The sequence below is a fragment of the Microcoleus sp. PH2017_28_MFU_U_A genome (genome assembly GCF_020738035.1).
Lineage (GTDB): Bacteria > Cyanobacteriota > Cyanobacteriia > Cyanobacteriales > Microcoleaceae > Microcoleus.
Genome location: NZ_JAEQCX010000122.1, coordinates 24,630 through 41,333, shown reverse-complemented (window position 1 = coordinate 41,333; position 16,704 = coordinate 24,630). Strand labels below are relative to the sequence as shown.

Here is a 16,704-nt window from a genome sequence, read left to right as displayed (position 1 = left end):
TCCGAATTTACGCCTGTGGACAAGTTGCGAGCCGACTCCCTTGGGTGAAGCAGGAAGCAGACCCTTCAAGAGCAATCTTGATTGAATAGTGAGACTTGAAAAAGTTTAGCTAAGTTTTGTGTAGCAGTAAATAGTAGCACCGCGCACATCGGTATGGCCCCCAGATAGGCAAGCACAACTCCACTGCTGCTCTGGGGGCTAATACTATTTTAGACTTGAGATTCTTCGGCTTCGCTCAGAACAAGTTTGAGATTTGAAATTCGGGATGATTTAGTCCGCGCAAAAACGGATAGTTGCGAACGACACTTCTGAGGATCGAACCCAAAATTTTAGACCTAACGACCGGCTTTTCGGTCAACGCTCCTGTTTAAGCTCCCAGATTAATCTGTAGATTGACATACTTCTTGGTGCCTTTCAGTAGCTTGGCTTCTCGAATTATCATGATTCTACTTTATCATAAAATATTTTAGATAAAACTTTTTAGCGACCAACTTCTTCAAGGTGGCTAAAGTCACCACCGCGTTCATCCCCACGCCTAAAGTCGGGGGCTTTCCGCTCGCTTTTCGGTAAAATCGACGTTGGTTCGGGTTCCGGTTCACTGAGTGCGCCTCTCCCAAGAGGGGATTTTCTCGATCGACAAATCCGCCTCTGCTTAACATTACATAAATCATTGAGTTGGCGATCGCATTCGCCCTTGCCAGAAACCGGGTTTTCAGCCCAAATATTTGGTTCAAATCCTTAAGATAGCGAAAAAACTGGTTTCTTTAGTCCCTTGGCGTTAGTCCTATGCTTGAAAGAATTGATGAGTGCGATCGATCCTAAATTTAACACCCTCAAAAGAATGCAATTGTAGGCCAGTGAGCCAAACCCCGATCAGTCATTCCCGAATCTCAAATCTCAAATCTCAAATCTCAAATTGTCTGACTTACCAGAAAGAATTGGTTTAAAGCCGGAACCCTTGTAGGGAGGAATTAAAATCAGACTATTCATTACTCCAATCCTCTTCCTTCGAGGTAGAGGTCGCTGTCACAGGTCAACTGTCAACTGTCAACTGAATGAAAGCCGATCGCACCTGAATTTGACTGATTAATGTGAGGAGTTTGTCAAGGACTTTTAGAATTATTTAAGATTTGAGCGGTGAGTATTATTTGGTAGAGGCAATTGGGGAACGCTCTGTAATGAAAAATACCCTGTGAATTTGGCGATCGGTTAACTTATTAAAGATGTTACAATCGGTCAAAGGATGGAAATTGCTAAAAAGTCGTGAAGCGTAGCTATCCCGATCGTGAATCGCCCTAGCAACCAACAAATCTAGAGTGCTGGAATTAAAAATTGTCACTCAAGGACAGGAACTTTTTGGCCACCACATTATTCTCATAGATTGAGCCTCAGTGCGCTGTGTCATTTTTATCTCCACGCAAGCAATAACCGACGACCATGAACACCTCACTCAACACCTCTAAATTTCGCCTAAACCGGATGCTGCGGCAATCGCTGTTCGCAGGCATCATTTCCGCAGCAGCTTTGGCTAGCGGATGGGCCCCTGACTTGTACGCAAAATCTCCAAGCCTTGTTTTCGGAGCGGCGGCCCAAGCTCAAGAAATTAGCAACGCCGAAATTACTAGCTACGCTCGCTCTGTCTTGGGAATCGAACCCAGACGGGAGGAAGCTATGAAGGAAATTAAAGGAATGGCTGGTGGCTCGGTTCCCAGAATAGTCTGCAACGAAACTCAGGAAGTGAACAGGCTGTCGGGAAATGTTCGTGGCATTGCGGTAAATTACTGCCAACAAGCTAAAAAAGTTGTCGAAAGCAATGGTTTGACAGTTAGTCGCTTCAATCAGCTCACTTTGCTCCAGCAACGCGATCCGGCTGTCAAACAACGAATTCAAGCCGAATTGCTGCGGTTGCAACAAGCGGGAAATCAATAAATATAGATGGTTTTAGTCTTTCTTCCTCTCCCGTTCTATAGTTTGAGTTACTGCACGGTATGCAATCATTTTTGAGAAAATGGCGATCGTCTGTAAAGAAGTGCTTGACAAAATAACCAATATTTGGTATGCAAGAATGGGAGCGGTTTAGAAAGAGATATTTTGGGCGACTACTTGCGATCGCAATTGGAAATAAAAAAGATATTCCTCAAAAACTAGATGTGAAGTCAATTCCTTTGAGGAATAGAATAGAGAAATGCTAACTTTCACAAAACGTTTACCTGCAAATCCCGATGCTGTTGTCAGCTTTAGTTTGCCGATGACAGCGGACGATCGCACTCGCAGCCGCCACCGATTCGAGACGGAGGCTGGAGAAGTGCTACACTTGGCTTTGCCTAGAGGTACGGTGTTGCGCGATCGAGATTTATTGCAGTCCGAAGACGGTAGCTGTTTGGTACTGGTAAGTGCAAAACCCGAACCGGTACTTACCACAAGGGCCTCGACAGGGCTGCTGCTGATGCGGGCGGCTTATCATTTGGGAAACCGCCACGTAGCTTTAGAAGTTGCTGATAATTATTTAAGGCTTTCTCGTGATTCTGTTTTGCAGGGAATGCTGGAAAAAATGGGTTTGGAAGTAATAGAGGAAATTGTGCCGTTTCAGCCGGAAATCGGCGCTTACGGCCACAGTCATTAGGAATGGGGAATGGGGAATGGGGAATGGGGAATGGGGAATGGGGCATGGGGCATGGGGCATGGGGCATGGGGCATTTCAAGCAACAAATAACAAATAACAAATAACAAATAACAGTGAACAAATAAATAACAAATAACAGTGAACAAATAACAAATAACAGTGAACAAATAACAAATAACAGTGAACAAATAACAAATAACAGTGAACAAATAACAAATAACAAATAACAGTGAACAAATAACAAATAACAGTGAACAAATAACAAATAACAAATAACAAATAACAAATAACAAATAACAAATAACAAATAACAAATAACAAATAACAAATAACAAATAACAAATAACAAATAACAGTGAACAATCAACTTTTATGTTTGTTGCAGTTAGCTTTTGCACCTGTGGGAGCTTATAGTTATTCTGAGGGAATCGAGAGTCTGGTAGAAGCTGGTGCGATCGACAGCGAGAGCAGTTTGAGGAATTGGTTGGAAAATTCGCTGGAATTTGGGGCGGTGCGAGTAGAAGCGGCTGTGGCGGTACGGGCTTTGAGGGCGGCGAAGATTGGGGATTTGAGGGCTTTGAGTTATTGGAATGCTTGGGCGACTGCTGCTAAGGAAACTGAAGAGTTGCGCTTGCAAAGTTGGCAGATGGGGCGGACTTTGACGCGGTTGTTGCTGGATTTGCGTGAAGCGAAGCTATCCCGCAGGGAATCGCCCGTACCTTCTGGATTGACAACTATTGTAAAAGATTTGGTGGAAGTTGGCGGCAATCAGTGCAATTTTGCGATCGGCTTTGGGATTGCGGCGGCTTGCTGGCAGATTGAAGAGGAAGCGGCCGTGGTAGGATATTTGTACAGTTGGGCTGCAAATTTGGCGAGTGCGGGCGTGAAACTGATTCCTCTCGGTCAAACTGCGGGCCAACAGTTACTATTAGATTTGCAGTGTCAAATTAGTTTAACGGCGCAAGAAGTTTTACAATTAGAAGATGATGACCTCGGTAGTTGCAGTTGGGGATTGGGACTGGCTAGCATGGCGCATGAAACTCAGTACACTCGCTTGTTTCGCAGTTGAAATTTCAAATTACAAGGTATGTAGTTGCGCTTCAGCGCTCTTCTCTTATATCTGATGAAAGAGCGCTTTCATCCAAGGTACGTAGTTGCGCTTCAGCGCTCTTCTCTTATATCTGATGAAAGAGTGCTTTCATCCAAGGTACGTAGTTGCGCTTAAGCGCTCTTCTCTTATATCTGATGAAAGAGCGCTTAAGCGCAACAACGTACCTAAAAAGCCGTCCAAGATTGCTAAAATCTAAAATCTAAAATTGCTATGAGTGCTTTTCGTGTAGGAATTGCTGGCCCGGTTGGTTCGGGAAAAACTGCTTTACTGGATGCTTTGTGTAAGACGCTGCGCCAACAGTACCAGATTGCTGTGGTGACTAATGATATCTATACTCAGGAGGATGCACAGTTTTTGGTTCGGAGTCAAGCTTTGGAGAGCGATCGCATTTTGGGAGTAGAAACTGGAGGCTGTCCCCACACTGCTATCCGCGAAGATGCTTCGATCAATTTGGTAGCTATAGAAGAGTTAGAATACAAATTTACTAATTTAGATTTAGTGTTTGTCGAAAGCGGCGGCGACAATTTGGCGGCAACTTTTAGCCCGGAGTTGGTGGATTTGACAATTTACGTGATTGATGTGGCTGCGGGGGATAAAATTCCGCGCAAGGGCGGGCCGGGAATTACTAAGTCGGATTTATTGGTAATTAATAAAACAGATCTCGCGCCTTTTGTGGGAGCAGATTTGGGCGTGATGGAACGGGATGCTAAAAAGATGCGCGGGGAGAAGCCTTTTGTGTTTACTAACCTGAAGACAAAAGAAGGCTTAGAATCGGTAGTTAATTTTGTTAAATTGAATATGGCATAGATTGAGAAAATATAGTATAATGTAAGTAAACTCCCACGGCTCGCAATTCCCCGTGAAAACGTCTCCAGACAAATATAGTCTGGTTGAGTCGCGGGAGTGTCAAAAAAATCTCGTTCTAGTTTAGCCCTTTAATGACTAGCAAGTAAGTTATGCTGAGTTGTTATGATGCAGCCAAATACTTTTTGGCTCAGGCAAGTGAAGATGCTGGCGATCTGATATCTAATCTCAAGCTTCAGAAATTGGTTTACTATGCTCAAGGCTTTCATTTAGCTTTGTACGATGAACCGCTATTTCCTGAAGCCATAGAAGCATGGACTCACGGGCCCGTTGTTCCTGATTTGTACCGTCACTATAAAAAGTATGGTACTGGTGCAATTCCATGTCCAGAATATATAAACTTTTCGATTTACGACGAAGAAACTAAGAGCCTGCTTGATGAAGTTTACTCTGTGTTTGGGCAGTTTGCTGCATGGAAGTTAAGCAACATGACACACGAAGAATATCCCTGGAAACTTGCTGCTCAAAATAGCGGAAAAATTACTCATCAATCCCTGAAAAAATACTTCAAGACTCAACTCAATTGTGAAGAAGCATCTTAAGGCAAATCAACGCCAAGAAAAAGGGAAAAGGATTTCATCTAGAGAAATTGTTAATTTACCGCCAGAGCAGGAGTCACCTCTATTTTCTTTGCGATACATGAATAAAGATTACTCTCTTTCTCAATGCACAAAAGATGAAAAGGCTGCTTTTGCAGATACGCTCTACAAATTAAATCAGCTTACCTGGAGTGAGATTAATGCTTGTCCCCGTCACGGATTGGGCTACGAGAAGATAGCCCGAAGTTCCATTAGAGCACCTATTCCCAGCCATCTTAAGGAGGATGTAAATTTTATTGCTTTTCGGTTTTGTGGGATGGCTCCGATGGTTGGTTATCGGGATGGGGCTGTGTTTTATGTTATTTGGTTAGACAGGGATTTTACGCTTTACCCTCATTAAAAAGAACTCGTTAAATTAGTGGCGGTGTCCTATTTTCGCTACCGCACCAACAATTCTCTGACTAAATTTGCCAAACGTTCCGTACTGTCTGTCACCGCTAATTGAAGAGCACCTTGAGACATTTTTGCCAAATATTCGGAATCTTTTAACAAATATAAGACTTTGCTTTGCAATACCTCTGCTGTCAGTTCGCTTTGACGGAATACCACGGCGGCGCCTGCTGCGGCAAATACTTCGGCGTTAAATCTTTGGTGATCGTCTGCGGCGTGGGGGAAAGGAATTAAAATAGAAGGCATTCCTGTAACTGCTAATTCTGTTAGAGCACTGGCGCCCGATCGACTAATTGCTAAATTTGCTCGCTGTAACAAACCCGCTACATTATCATAAAATGGCATCGACAGATACTGTTCGTGCTTCAAGCTTTCAGCATCCGGGTCATTATTTCCGGTGAGGTGAACTACCCACGCACCCGCCTCAAACCAAGCCGGAGCACATTCGCGCACTAATTTATTGACGGCGACGGCACCTTGGGAGCCACCCATTACTAAAATTACAGGTACGCTGTCAGGAATTGGTAACTTTAGAGGTTCGCGAGTTAGGAATTGCGATCGCACTGGCGTACCCGCAACCACCGTTTTCGCGCGGGGTAAATGCTTTGCCGCTGCTTCAAATCCGATCGCCACAGCAGTGCAAAAAGGACTAAACCACCGCGTCACCTTCCCAGGAATTGCATTAGATTCGTGGAGAATCACCGGCAAACCCAAAGAGCGAGCCGCCAAAATAGCCGGTGCTGCGATGTAACCGCCGGTAGTAAATACTCCCTGAAAATTTCCCGCTTTGAGCAACTTCCGTACCTGAATGATCGAGCCGAGGAGTCCGCCCAAAATTCGCAGTGTACCGAGTCCAAATCGCTGCTGAAAGCCTTCAACGGCGATCGTATGGAGGGGGTAAAGGGAGGGAACTAATTGCGTCTCCATGCGGTCTGGCACTCCCAGCCATTCGATCTGACAGTCGCTCAACTGACGAGCTGTGGCGATCGCCGGAAATAGATGTCCTCCCGTGCCGCTAGCTGCAACCAACAACCGCAGGGGGGTTTTTGTCAAGGTATTTGTTTCTTTTACAAGTTCCACAGGTCGATCGATTTTAGATTAGAGGTTTTAGATTATTATGCTTATTATTCCGGCAGTTTCAGCTAATTTTCAATCAGCAATCTAAAATGAGATTGTGCCGTATCTCTCCTTCCGTTGTCAGTTTTTCGTTGCAGGCGAACCGTTGCCCGCGCCGCGACCCCTGACAAATAACCAAAGTATCATCTAATGCGTAATTTTTTGAATTTAGTGCCAAGTGTATCTCAGTATTTTGCCAGCCGTCGGGACGAAAAAGCCGATCGCGCGATCGTGTTTGGCTGCTTCGGCGGCCAGTCGATCGCTCAAATGTTGTTATGTTTAGCAGTTGTAGGTGCTGGCGTATTGCACCCGAGTGCGGTAAGCGCGATCGCGGCAACTCCCCAGGCGATCGCCCAAACCCCTGCCAATGCTCCAGCCCCACTCACCAAACTGCTAACAGAAATAGACGCAGCCGCCAACCGGCGCGATGTCAAAGCAGTCATGGCATTTTACAGCCAGAATTTCACTCATTCTGACGGCTTAAACAGCCAAAGCATGGAAAAAGCCCTCACCCAACTCTGGCAGCGATATCCGAATTTGAATTATCGCACCGAACTGAAGTCTTGGAAAACCGAAGGTAACGCAATTATCGCTGATACCGTAACTACAATTGCAGGCACCCAGAAACAGGATGGCAGAGAATTAAACCTCAAAGCTACCATCCGTTCTCAGCAGCGCTTTGAGGGTGAAAAAATAGTTAAGCAAGAAATTTTAGCAGAACAAAATCAGATTACTTCTGGTAAAAATCCTCCCAAAATTCAAGTGAATGTGCCAGAGCAAGTGAAGGTGGGCGAAGAGTACAATTTTGATGCCATTGTACTAGAGCCGATCGGCAATGACATTTTAATCGGAACTATTTTGGAGGAGCCCGTTAACGAAAAAACTTTTTTCAAGTCCGCAGAAGTCGATCTGGATTTGCTGAATTCCGGCGGGATTTTTAAAGTAGGTAAAGCTCCGGCTACTCCTGAAAATCGCTGGATTTCAGCAGTTTTGATGCGACAAGGCGGAATTGCAATGGTTAGCGTGCGATTGCGGGTTGTTAAATAATAAAATAGGTGTTATGGGGAATTGGGCATCGGGCATCGGGCATCGGGCATCGGGCATTGGAATCAGAACCTGGAAGCTTATCGATCGCAAATAACCAATAACAACTGCTAACAGTCAACTATCAACTGACAACTGACAACTGTCAACTGTCAACTGACAACTGACAACTGTCAACTATCAACTGACAACTGCTAACAGTCAACTGTCAACTGTCAACTGTCAACTGTCAACTGACAAAAAATGATTTCTATCCAAAATCAAATTGTTTTCATTACCGGTGCCAGTAGCGGTATCGGAGCAGCCTGTGGCAAGATATTCGCCACAGGTGGAGCCAAACTAATTTTAGCAGCCCGCCGCCGGGAAAAGCTCGATCGCCTTGCCAAAGAACTTGCAGACACAAAATTAGTCTCCTCAGCGAACGAGATTTACTTGCTAGAATTGGACGTGCGCGATCGCCCGCAAGTCGAATCGGCGATCGCTGCACTGCCCGACGCCTGGAAAAACATCGATATTCTGATTAACAATGCGGGATTGAGCCGCGGTTTAGACAAACTGCACGAAGGCAACTTTCAAGATTGGGAAGAAATGATTGATACCAATGTGAAAGGCTTGCTGTACATGACTCGCTACATCGTGCCGGGAATGGTTAGCCGAGGCCGCGGCCACGTAGTCAATATCGGCTCAATAGCAGGCCGTCAAGCTTACCCGAAAGGTAATGTTTATTGCGCTTCCAAAGCAGCGGTGAGAGCTATTTCTGAAGGATTGAAACAAGACCTTTTGGGAACACCAGTGCGGGTGACGGAAATAGAACCTGGTTTGGTGGAAACAGAATTTAGCAGTGTCCGCTTTCACGGCGATTCAGACAAGGCAAAAAATGTCTATCAAGGACTGACACCGCTGACTGCTGAGGATGTAGCGGATGTCGTGTATTTCTGCGCGACGCGATCGCCCCACGTCAATATTAGCGAAGTCTTGCTAGTTCCGACAGACCAAGCTAGTGCAACTCTCGTTCACAGAAAATAGTTTTGAGGTCTGAATAAAAGACGTATGAATAGTTAAATATTTTCCGCATCCATCAGTATTTTCACATAGATAGGAATCCCCAAACTATCTAGATTTTTTAATATAAATTAATAGAAGACGTATGAAGATTTAAATGGTTCCCGCTTATTTATCAGTAATTTTACATACAAAAAAATCAAAAAAATCATTGATTTTTTTTTGATTAATTGCAGATAAAACTATTCCGGAAATTAGAATTTTAGCCAGTAAAATTCACAAGAGATATGAAGACTCCCGATAGATATCCCCCCTATGCGAGATGACTGGCAATGTCCCAAATAACAAATCCAACTCAACCCCTAAGCGTTCAACCAAACGCTATTGGCGGTTTAATTATTCAAGGCTCGCCCGATATACCAAACAGGATTAACGGTAGTAGCGGTTCGGATCAAATCATTCTAGGTTCTGGTAACGATGAAGTAGCAGCTCTAGGTGGCAATGACATCATATTTGCTCTAGACGGCAATGACACCGTAAGAGGTGGCGACGGCAATGATACTGTCTTCGCCGGTAAAGGCGATGATTTAATCGAGGGCGGTGCTGGCGAAGACGTTCTTTTTGGCAATCAAGGAGCCGATACCATCCGCAGTGGAGAAGGCAATGATACTGTTTTTGGAGGTAAAGGTGATGATTTGATAGACGGTGGCAGTGGCGATGACTTCCTGTTTGGCGACCTCGGCAACGACAACATTTTCGGCGGTGACGGGAACGACAACCTTTTCGGCGGTGAGGGCAATGACTACCTTATCGGTGGTGAAGGAAATGATACTTTGTTCGGCGGTAAAGGCGATGATGTGGTTGAGGGAGGCCCTGGAGATGACTTTGTAAATGGCAATTTAGGAAATGACACCGTTAGGGGCGGCGAAGGAAACGATATTTTGTTTGGCGGCAAAGGCAATGACATCGTAGAAGGCGGTGCCGGCAACGATATTATTTCTGGCAACAGAGGAAATGATACCCTCACAGGTGGTGCAGGAGCAGATACATTCCGCTTCGAGTTTGTCGGTGCCGATAATATGGATACGCTGACAGATTTCAATCCTACAGAAGATAAAATTCAACTCGATGGAGCTGTATTTAATGCTTTGATACCGGGCAATCTAGTTGGCAACCAATTTATTACAGACCCCAATTTCAATCCCAACACTCCTGGGACTCCGGGCGCGGCTAATGTCGTCTACAACCCGGCTGACGGTTTGCTGTACTACCGCAATCAAAACGGACAAGTTTCGATTGTTGCCCAAGTCGGTTCTAACCTGAATCTTGGGTCAAACAACTTTGAAATTATCTAAATTTCAACCCTATGTAGGGTATATCTACCATTGACATATAACTTTTATCAAAAAGATTAGATACTCATGCGGATAGGGCATTGGGCATTGGGCATTGGGCATTGGGCATTGGGCATTGGGCATTAAGATACCTCACTTTTTTTAGAACCGCTATAGATTTGAGATTTGAGATTGAGGGATTGATTGGTCAATACTTCTTTCTGATAATTAATTAGATTTGAGAGTTTAGATTTTATTAGACTTGAGCCGTAGCCGTAGGGTGCGTCAGGTAGAATATTCTTCGTCTGTTATCAAAAATAATCGCCCTGACGCACCCTACAATAACTTTGAATTTTATTGAATTTTAAAATACTTGAAGATATAAATCTAGTGGGAGAACAAGAGTCTATTTTTTTTGATTCAACTCTGACGCTCCTGTGGGAAAGCAAGTATTTATTTTTTGCTATGATTTTTTTTTAAACTGATAACAAACAAGAAAATTCATTATATATAGCACTAACTCTTGCCAATCTTTTTGATGTGGATTATATATAGAGAAGGTACGGTGTATCGCCTGAAAAATAGAGCGTAAATTCTGATTAACAACAAGCCTTGTTACTGTTACTCAGATCTGTCACAACTTACGTACTGCTGCCCAAAAAACTGAATACTTTACTGATTCGAGGTAGGCAACGAAGTAGTTGAGTGAAAATACCTGGTTTCAGATACCATTGTCTCAAAATCATACAACTGTAGGTTAGGGAGTATCCAAACCGATATCAATCAACGCTCCCCCATCGAAAATCCCAAATAGAACATAGTAAGACGATCCGTGCTTCATTCAGTTGACAGTTGACAGTTGACAGTTGACAGTTGACAGCGGCCTCTTCCGGTCAGTCCGAGGATTGGAGTAATGAATAGTCTGATTTGAATTTCTCCCGATCGGGGTTCCGGCTTTAAACCAATTCTTTCTGGTAAGTCCTAATCAGTGTGATGTCAGTTATGACTAGCGGCCACAATTTACATTTTAAAATCAGTAATTTAACTGCGATCGCCACCGAAGCGATCGCACAAAATACCAATTTAGATGTCAGAACTCTTTACAAGACTGGCACTGCTTTCCAACAGCAAGGAAAAATAGCAGCAGCAATTGACAGTTACCAGCAAGCCATATCCTGCTGGAAAAAAAGCTCCGATCGAGCAGTTTTACCCTGGGCTGTCAAAGCATACAGCAATTGGGGCTGCATTCTGGCGCAGGAAGGCAAATTTGATGAAGCAATGGCAGTTTTTCAAACGGGAATAGCTGTTGCGCCCGATGATGCTGCTCTGTACCATAATTTAGGTATTGTGCTGTTGGAAGTGCGGAAACCCCAGGAAGCGATCGCCCTTTACCGCCGCGCGATCGAGTTGCAGCCAGAGTTAGTTATTGCCCGTTACAATTTGGGAAAAGCCTTCCAACAGTTGGGGCTGCATACTTTTGCCGGAGAATGTTTCGATCGGGTAATTAGCCAAAATCCCGATCGAGTGGCGGCTTGGGGCGATCGGGCTATTTCCCTGATCGCACAAGGCAAATTAGCTGAGGCAATGCTATGTTTTCAAAATGCGATCGCTCTCCAAAGCGAGTTTGTTGAGGGTTTTTGCCACCACGTAGAGATGCGGTTGACGGAGGTAGCAGATCTCAATGAACTCGATCGCTCTCAAATAGCCTGTGTCCGATTTCTCAGGCAACTTCAAGAAAAAAACGGCTCTAATTCTGCCATTTCTAGTCTTGCTCAAAATCCGCTGAATTTGTCATCATTGCTCCTCAATTTAGCAGAAACTTACTTTCATCTGGGAAATGCCTTGGCTGAGTACGGCGGGCACGAACAAGCGGAACAATATTACCAAAAAGCTTTACAAATTCAACCTCAGAATGCGGATATTTACTTGCGACTGGCTGATTGCTTGAGTCAGCAGCAACGATTTTCGGCAGCGATTGTAATTTACCGTCTAGTGCTGGTAATTGCGGGCGATCGATCTGATATTTGCGAGCCGTTGCAGGCTGTATTGAAACAACAGCAGAAGTTGCAGCAACTGACTCGCCTTTCCCCCAGTCTAGATCCCCCTAAATCCCCCTTAAAAAGGGGGACTTTGAAAGCGCTTCCGGTTCCCCCCTTAAGAAGGGGGGCTAGGGGGGATCGAGATCTAAATGTCGATCGCCCAGATGATTCCCCTGCAAAAATCCCTGTCGCACCTCAATCCTTCGGACACCCCAGACTTACCATTTTGGGAGATATTGAAAACTCCCAATTTGAGAGTTCCTTACCCTCCATTGTTAACTGGAACCAACAGCAGAAATCCGAATGTCATGGTTTAGATTGTCAGCGGTGTCTCAGGCGGATTTTCAAACAGTTTGAACCCGTGCATTTAGGTGATGGCGTATATTCTTGCGACGGCCAGGCAAAAACAGCGTTTGATTCGCCGGAAACCTTTGTAACTTCCCTCCCCAACGGGCGGGCTTGGATTGTACCGCAGAAAAATTCTTGGATGATTTGCAATGCTATTGCGATTATAGATGAACAAGATCGGCTGTTACCCGAACTTTCCCGCGAATATCCGGGCGAGTTACCCGGATGCGACAATCAACATTCTACTCAGCACAGGTTTTTGAAGTTAAAACCGGAAGAATTGCCGCCTTTAGAAAAGATAGACGGTACGGTGGCGGTATTGGCCGGACTTTCGGGAAATGTCTATTTTCACTGGATGGTAGATATCTTGCCCCGCATCGAAATTCTGCACCGTTGGGGGGTAAATCTGGAGGAGATAGATTGGTTTTTGGTGAATAGCTGCCAGCAGCCTTTTCAGCGAGAAACCCTGAAAGCATTGGGAATTCCTGAATATAAGATTATTGAGAGCGATCGCCATCCTTACATTCAAGCCAAACATTTAATTGTTCCCTCTTTTTCAGGATATTTGGGCTGGCTGTCAATCCAGGGGCTGGAGTTTTTGAGGCGAGTTTTTGCAGGAGAACAATCTCCTAAACTCCCAGAAAGTTGCGCTGGGGAGAGCAAAAATACTCAGCCAGAACGCATTTATATCAGCCGCAACAAATGTAGCTACCGACGAGTTATCAATGAAGAACAAGTCATCGATTTTTTAAGCGGATTTGGCTTTGTTCCAGTGCTACTAGAATCTATGACTTTGAACGAGCAAATAGCTTTATTTGCTAGTGCCAAAGTAATTGTCGCGCCGCACGGCAGCGGTTTAACAAATATTATCTTCTGTTCTCCCGGAACAAAGGTAATTGAGCTGACCTCTGGGAATTATATCAGGCATTACTATTGGGCGATCGGTCAGCAGCTAAATCTCGAACATTATTACGTAACAGGAGAGAACTTTGAGTGCTATCCAATCCGACAGTTAATGTATCAAAATCCATTAACTGAAGATATTTTGGTGAATTTGAAGGATCTCAAAATAATGCTGGGCAATGTCAATGTCATTCCCTCAAAAAAACCACTAAATTTAATATCGCGAGAAAACCCTAAAAGAACCATCAAAATCATGAACCAAGAATCAGGAGATTATTTCCAAAAGCGGGCAGAGTTTTATTTAAAACAAGGCAAGTTAGCTGATGCTATAGCGGCTTGCGAGCAAGCCCTGAAACAACAACCTAATTTTGCGCCAGCTTACAAGACTTTGGGCAAAATTAGTGAAGCACAAGGAAATTCAGCTAAGGCAAAGCATTGGTACACAAAAGCTCTGGAATTTAAGCCCAATTTTGCGGAAGTTTATACTGACCTTGCCGCTCTGTATGGCGCAGAAAAAAATTGGGAAATGGCTTTAGCTTGTCACCAAAAGTCAACATCCCTACCGATGACAAATATGCCAACCCATCAGAATGACATCCCAGAAATTTTAGGTTTCAATCCTGACGATATTGAAGTCTACATTCAAGGTGCAGAATCGTTTTATGCTCTCAGGAAATTTGAGCAGGCTGCGACAGCTTGCCAGCGAGTTATCCAAGTTAAACCCGATGCCAGAGTTTATAAAATTTGGGGGAATGCTAGGCAAGCTCAAGGCAAGGTAGAGGAAGCGAAAAACTGCTACGCTAAGGCTATTGAACTCGATCCTGATTTTGCTGAAGCTTATACTAATTTGGGGACGATTTATGCTCAGGAACAGCAGTGGCAATCGGCGATCGCATTTTACCAAAAGGCGATCGCCCTTCAGCCGAATTTAGCATCAACTTACCGCAATTTAGCTCGGGTGTGGGCGCAAATGGGGCAGCTATCGGAGGCTGACGGGTGCTGGTTTAAAGCGTATTCTCTGGAACCTGCCAAAGCCACGCCTGAAGAACACATCCAATTGGGCGATAACTTTTTGAGGCAGAATCAGGTAACGCAGGCAATACGCTGTTACTGTCACGCGATCGAGCTAAACCCCAATTTTAACCAGGCTTACCAACAGTTAGGCAATGCTCTCAAAGCTCAAAGAAAGTTGCAGGAAGAAATTGCCAACTATCGAAAAAATAGCGAAAATCAGGCTAATCTTTCTGGGGATTTGTTGAATACAGTAGTGGTGGGTGGCAACCCAAAAGCTGAGTTACCTCAGAATCCCCAAACATCTACTTTGCAGGCAAATATTCCAGCTAATTTCTTGCAACTAGATTCGACAAGTTCTGCTGAAAAGCCTCGCGTACAGTTGCAGCAACAGCAAACAATTCCTGCTGTACCGGAACTGTTAAATACGATCGCCAATTCGGCAAATTCTGCACCCGCTGTTCCCAACTCGGCTGATGTTTCGCCCCAGGTGACTGTTGTTGACAGCGGTTTTGCGACAGATTTTCGGAAACAGGATACGGCTGATAACTGCATTCAGCGGGCAGAATCCTATTGCGCTCAAAAACAATTCGATCTGGCTATTGCTGAGTGCAAGCAAGCCATTGAGATTCAACCCGATGCGGTGGCTGCTTACAAACTGTGGGGCAGTATTTTGCAAGGGCGGGGGAATTTAGTAGGGGCGATCGAGTGCTATCAAACAGTTGTCAAAATTAATTCTAGCGACGTGCAAGCCCACGTAAATCTCGGCAGTTTGTATGCCATGAAACAACAGCGACAGCAGGCAATTGCTTGTTACCAAAAGGCGATCGCCCTCCAGCCGAATTTAGCAGCAGCTTACCGGAATTTGGCTAGGGTGTGGACGCAGGATGGCAAGCTGGAAGAGGCGAATGAGTGCTGGTACGAAGCGTTTTCTCTGGAACCGGAAAAGGTATCGCCCAATCACCACTTTAAACTGGGAAATATTTTGTTTCGGCAAGGCAAAATCTCTCAGGCGATCGCCTGTTACCAGCGCGCGATCGAGTTAAATCCGAACTTGAATGGTGTTTACCAAAATCTGGCGAAAGCGCTGACAAAAGAAGGTAGGTTGGATGAAGCTGCTGTCTGCTTGCAAAAAGCGGTGGCACTTAACGGCAACTATTCAGTATCTAGTAAAGCAGTGGATTCTGTTCCCGCCACGACAGGGGTAAGCGCCCATCAAAACAGTCGCCAAACTGCGGCGGAAACTGGGGATACCATTGTTTCTTCGGTAGAGATAAATAATCCTGCAAAGTCTGGGGAAACTCTCAGATTGTCTGCAAAGGCGATCGACTCAGACAAACCTGTGGCAGTTGCCAATTCTCTCAGTGCAGAAGCATACATCAAACAGGCAGAATCTTATTACGCCCAAGGTAAATTTGAGGAGGCGATAACTGAGTGCAAGCGAGCCATTGAAATCACACCCGAGGCGGCAATTGCTTACAAGATTGCGGGGAATGCTACTCAAGCAATGGGAAAAGTTGATGCTGCTAGGTATTGGTACACTGAAGCCTTGGAAATTGAACCCAATTTTGCTGAAATTCATGCAAATTTAGGCAGCATCTACGCTCGTCAAAAACTGTGGCAAAAGTCAATTGTTTGTTATAAAAAAGCAATTGAAATTAAACCAGATCTCGTAGTGGCTTACCGGAATTTAGCTCAAGTTTTTGTGCAGTCTGGCTTTCCACAAGTAGGGGCAGAATACTGGTATGAAGCTCTCACTTTAGATATCAAGTGGGCAACTGCTGAGGAACACTTTACTCTGGGCAATACTTTGCTACAGTTCGGTCAGTTGGAGAAGGCAATTTCCTGTTACCGGCGGGCAATTCAGTTGCAGCCGAGTTATGCGGATGCTTATCACAATTTAGGGGAAGTTTTGAGCGTTCGGGGTGAGTGGGAAGATGCGATCGCAGTTTACCAGCAAGCGATCGAACTGAACCCATATTATGAGGGGTCTCATTACAGTTTGGGGAAAGTTTGGGCTAGTCTCGATCGGCGGGAAGACGCGATCGCCTGTTATCGGACGGCGATCGAATTAAATCCCCACTTTGCTCAAGCATATCAAAGTTTGGGGGAAGTTTTAGATAGTCGCGGTCAGTTGGATGAGGCGATCGGGTGTTATGAAAAAACCATTGAATTGAAACCTGATATCTGGGAACTTCACCAAAAATTAGGTGATGCTTTGCAAGAAAAAGGCGAAATTGATGGAGCGATTCACGCTTACAACCGCGCGATAGAACTGGCAAATAATTAGTTATCTATTTTCCGGATACTGATTCAGGAA

At 44.7% G+C, this 16,704-nt stretch carries 13 protein-coding genes; 10 read left to right on the top strand and 3 right to left on the bottom strand.

The window, feature by feature from the left end; translation table 11 throughout:
* Positions 1 to 446: 446 nt before the first annotated feature.
* Entirely contained in the window at positions 447 to 734 is a 288-nt protein-coding gene (locus JGK14_RS27745; protein WP_293198946.1) for a hypothetical protein, read from the bottom strand.
* Between the two features lie 410 nt (positions 735 to 1,144).
* Positions 1,145 to 1,339 (bottom strand): hypothetical protein, encoded by a 195-nt coding sequence (locus tag JGK14_RS27740; RefSeq protein ID WP_293186631.1) that lies wholly within the window; start codon positions 1,337 to 1,339, stop codon positions 1,145 to 1,147.
* A gap of 98 nt (positions 1,340 to 1,437) precedes the next feature.
* Between JGK14_RS27740 and JGK14_RS27735 the strand changes: the two genes are divergently transcribed.
* The 6 genes from JGK14_RS27735 (at position 1,438) to JGK14_RS27710 (ending at position 5,537) form a co-directional block, all read left to right on the top strand.
* Positions 1,438 to 1,929 (top strand): DUF4168 domain-containing protein, encoded by a 492-nt coding sequence (locus JGK14_RS27735; protein ID WP_293214484.1) that lies wholly within the window; start codon positions 1,438 to 1,440, stop codon positions 1,927 to 1,929.
* A 256-nt stretch (positions 1,930 to 2,185) separates the two neighbouring features.
* On the top strand, positions 2,186 to 2,623 hold the full coding sequence (gene ureE / locus JGK14_RS27730) for an urease accessory protein UreE (protein ID WP_293232333.1): 438 nt from the start codon (positions 2,186 to 2,188) through the stop codon (positions 2,621 to 2,623).
* A gap of 355 nt (positions 2,624 to 2,978) precedes the next feature.
* Positions 2,979 to 3,692: an urease accessory protein UreF gene (locus JGK14_RS27725; RefSeq protein WP_293186627.1), complete on the top strand. Its 714-nt coding sequence runs from the start codon at positions 2,979 to 2,981 to the stop codon at positions 3,690 to 3,692.
* Positions 3,693 to 3,944: 252 nt separating this feature from the next.
* Positions 3,945 to 4,541 (top strand): urease accessory protein UreG, encoded by a 597-nt coding sequence (ureG, locus tag JGK14_RS27720; RefSeq protein ID WP_293186625.1) that lies wholly within the window; start codon positions 3,945 to 3,947, stop codon positions 4,539 to 4,541.
* Positions 4,542 to 4,690: 149 nt separating this feature from the next.
* Complete coding sequence (locus tag JGK14_RS27715; RefSeq protein WP_293186623.1) at positions 4,691 to 5,140, top strand: Panacea domain-containing protein; 450 nt, start codon at positions 4,691 to 4,693, stop codon at positions 5,138 to 5,140.
* A gap of 97 nt (positions 5,141 to 5,237) precedes the next feature.
* Positions 5,238 to 5,537: a hypothetical protein gene (locus JGK14_RS27710; RefSeq protein WP_293198950.1), complete on the top strand. Its 300-nt coding sequence runs from the start codon at positions 5,238 to 5,240 to the stop codon at positions 5,535 to 5,537.
* 38 nt (positions 5,538 to 5,575) lie between these two features.
* Here JGK14_RS27710 and murG read toward each other — a convergent pair whose 3' ends face one another.
* Entirely contained in the window at positions 5,576 to 6,640 is a 1,065-nt protein-coding gene (murG, locus tag JGK14_RS27705; RefSeq protein ID WP_325315726.1) for an undecaprenyldiphospho-muramoylpentapeptide beta-N-acetylglucosaminyltransferase, read from the bottom strand.
* A gap of 213 nt (positions 6,641 to 6,853) precedes the next feature.
* On the opposite strand from murG, the gene JGK14_RS27700 reads away from it, so the two are divergent.
* The 4 genes from JGK14_RS27700 (at position 6,854) to JGK14_RS27685 (ending at position 16,674) form a co-directional block, all read left to right on the top strand.
* Positions 6,854 to 7,750 carry a nuclear transport factor 2 family protein gene (locus tag JGK14_RS27700; protein WP_325315725.1) on the top strand — a complete coding sequence of 299 codons (897 nt, stop codon included), beginning with the start codon at positions 6,854 to 6,856 and terminating at the stop codon, positions 7,748 to 7,750.
* A gap of 240 nt (positions 7,751 to 7,990) precedes the next feature.
* Complete coding sequence (locus JGK14_RS27695) at positions 7,991 to 8,773, top strand: SDR family oxidoreductase (RefSeq protein ID WP_293271488.1); 783 nt, start codon at positions 7,991 to 7,993, stop codon at positions 8,771 to 8,773.
* Between the two features lie 308 nt (positions 8,774 to 9,081).
* Positions 9,082 to 10,104 carry a calcium-binding protein gene (locus JGK14_RS27690; RefSeq protein WP_293186613.1) on the top strand — a complete coding sequence of 341 codons (1,023 nt, stop codon included), beginning with the start codon at positions 9,082 to 9,084 and terminating at the stop codon, positions 10,102 to 10,104.
* A 972-nt stretch (positions 10,105 to 11,076) separates the two neighbouring features.
* Positions 11,077 to 16,674, top strand: coding sequence for a tetratricopeptide repeat protein (locus tag JGK14_RS27685; RefSeq protein ID WP_325315724.1), 5,598 nt, complete (start codon positions 11,077 to 11,079; stop codon positions 16,672 to 16,674).
* The last annotated feature ends 30 nt before the right edge of the window (positions 16,675 to 16,704 follow it).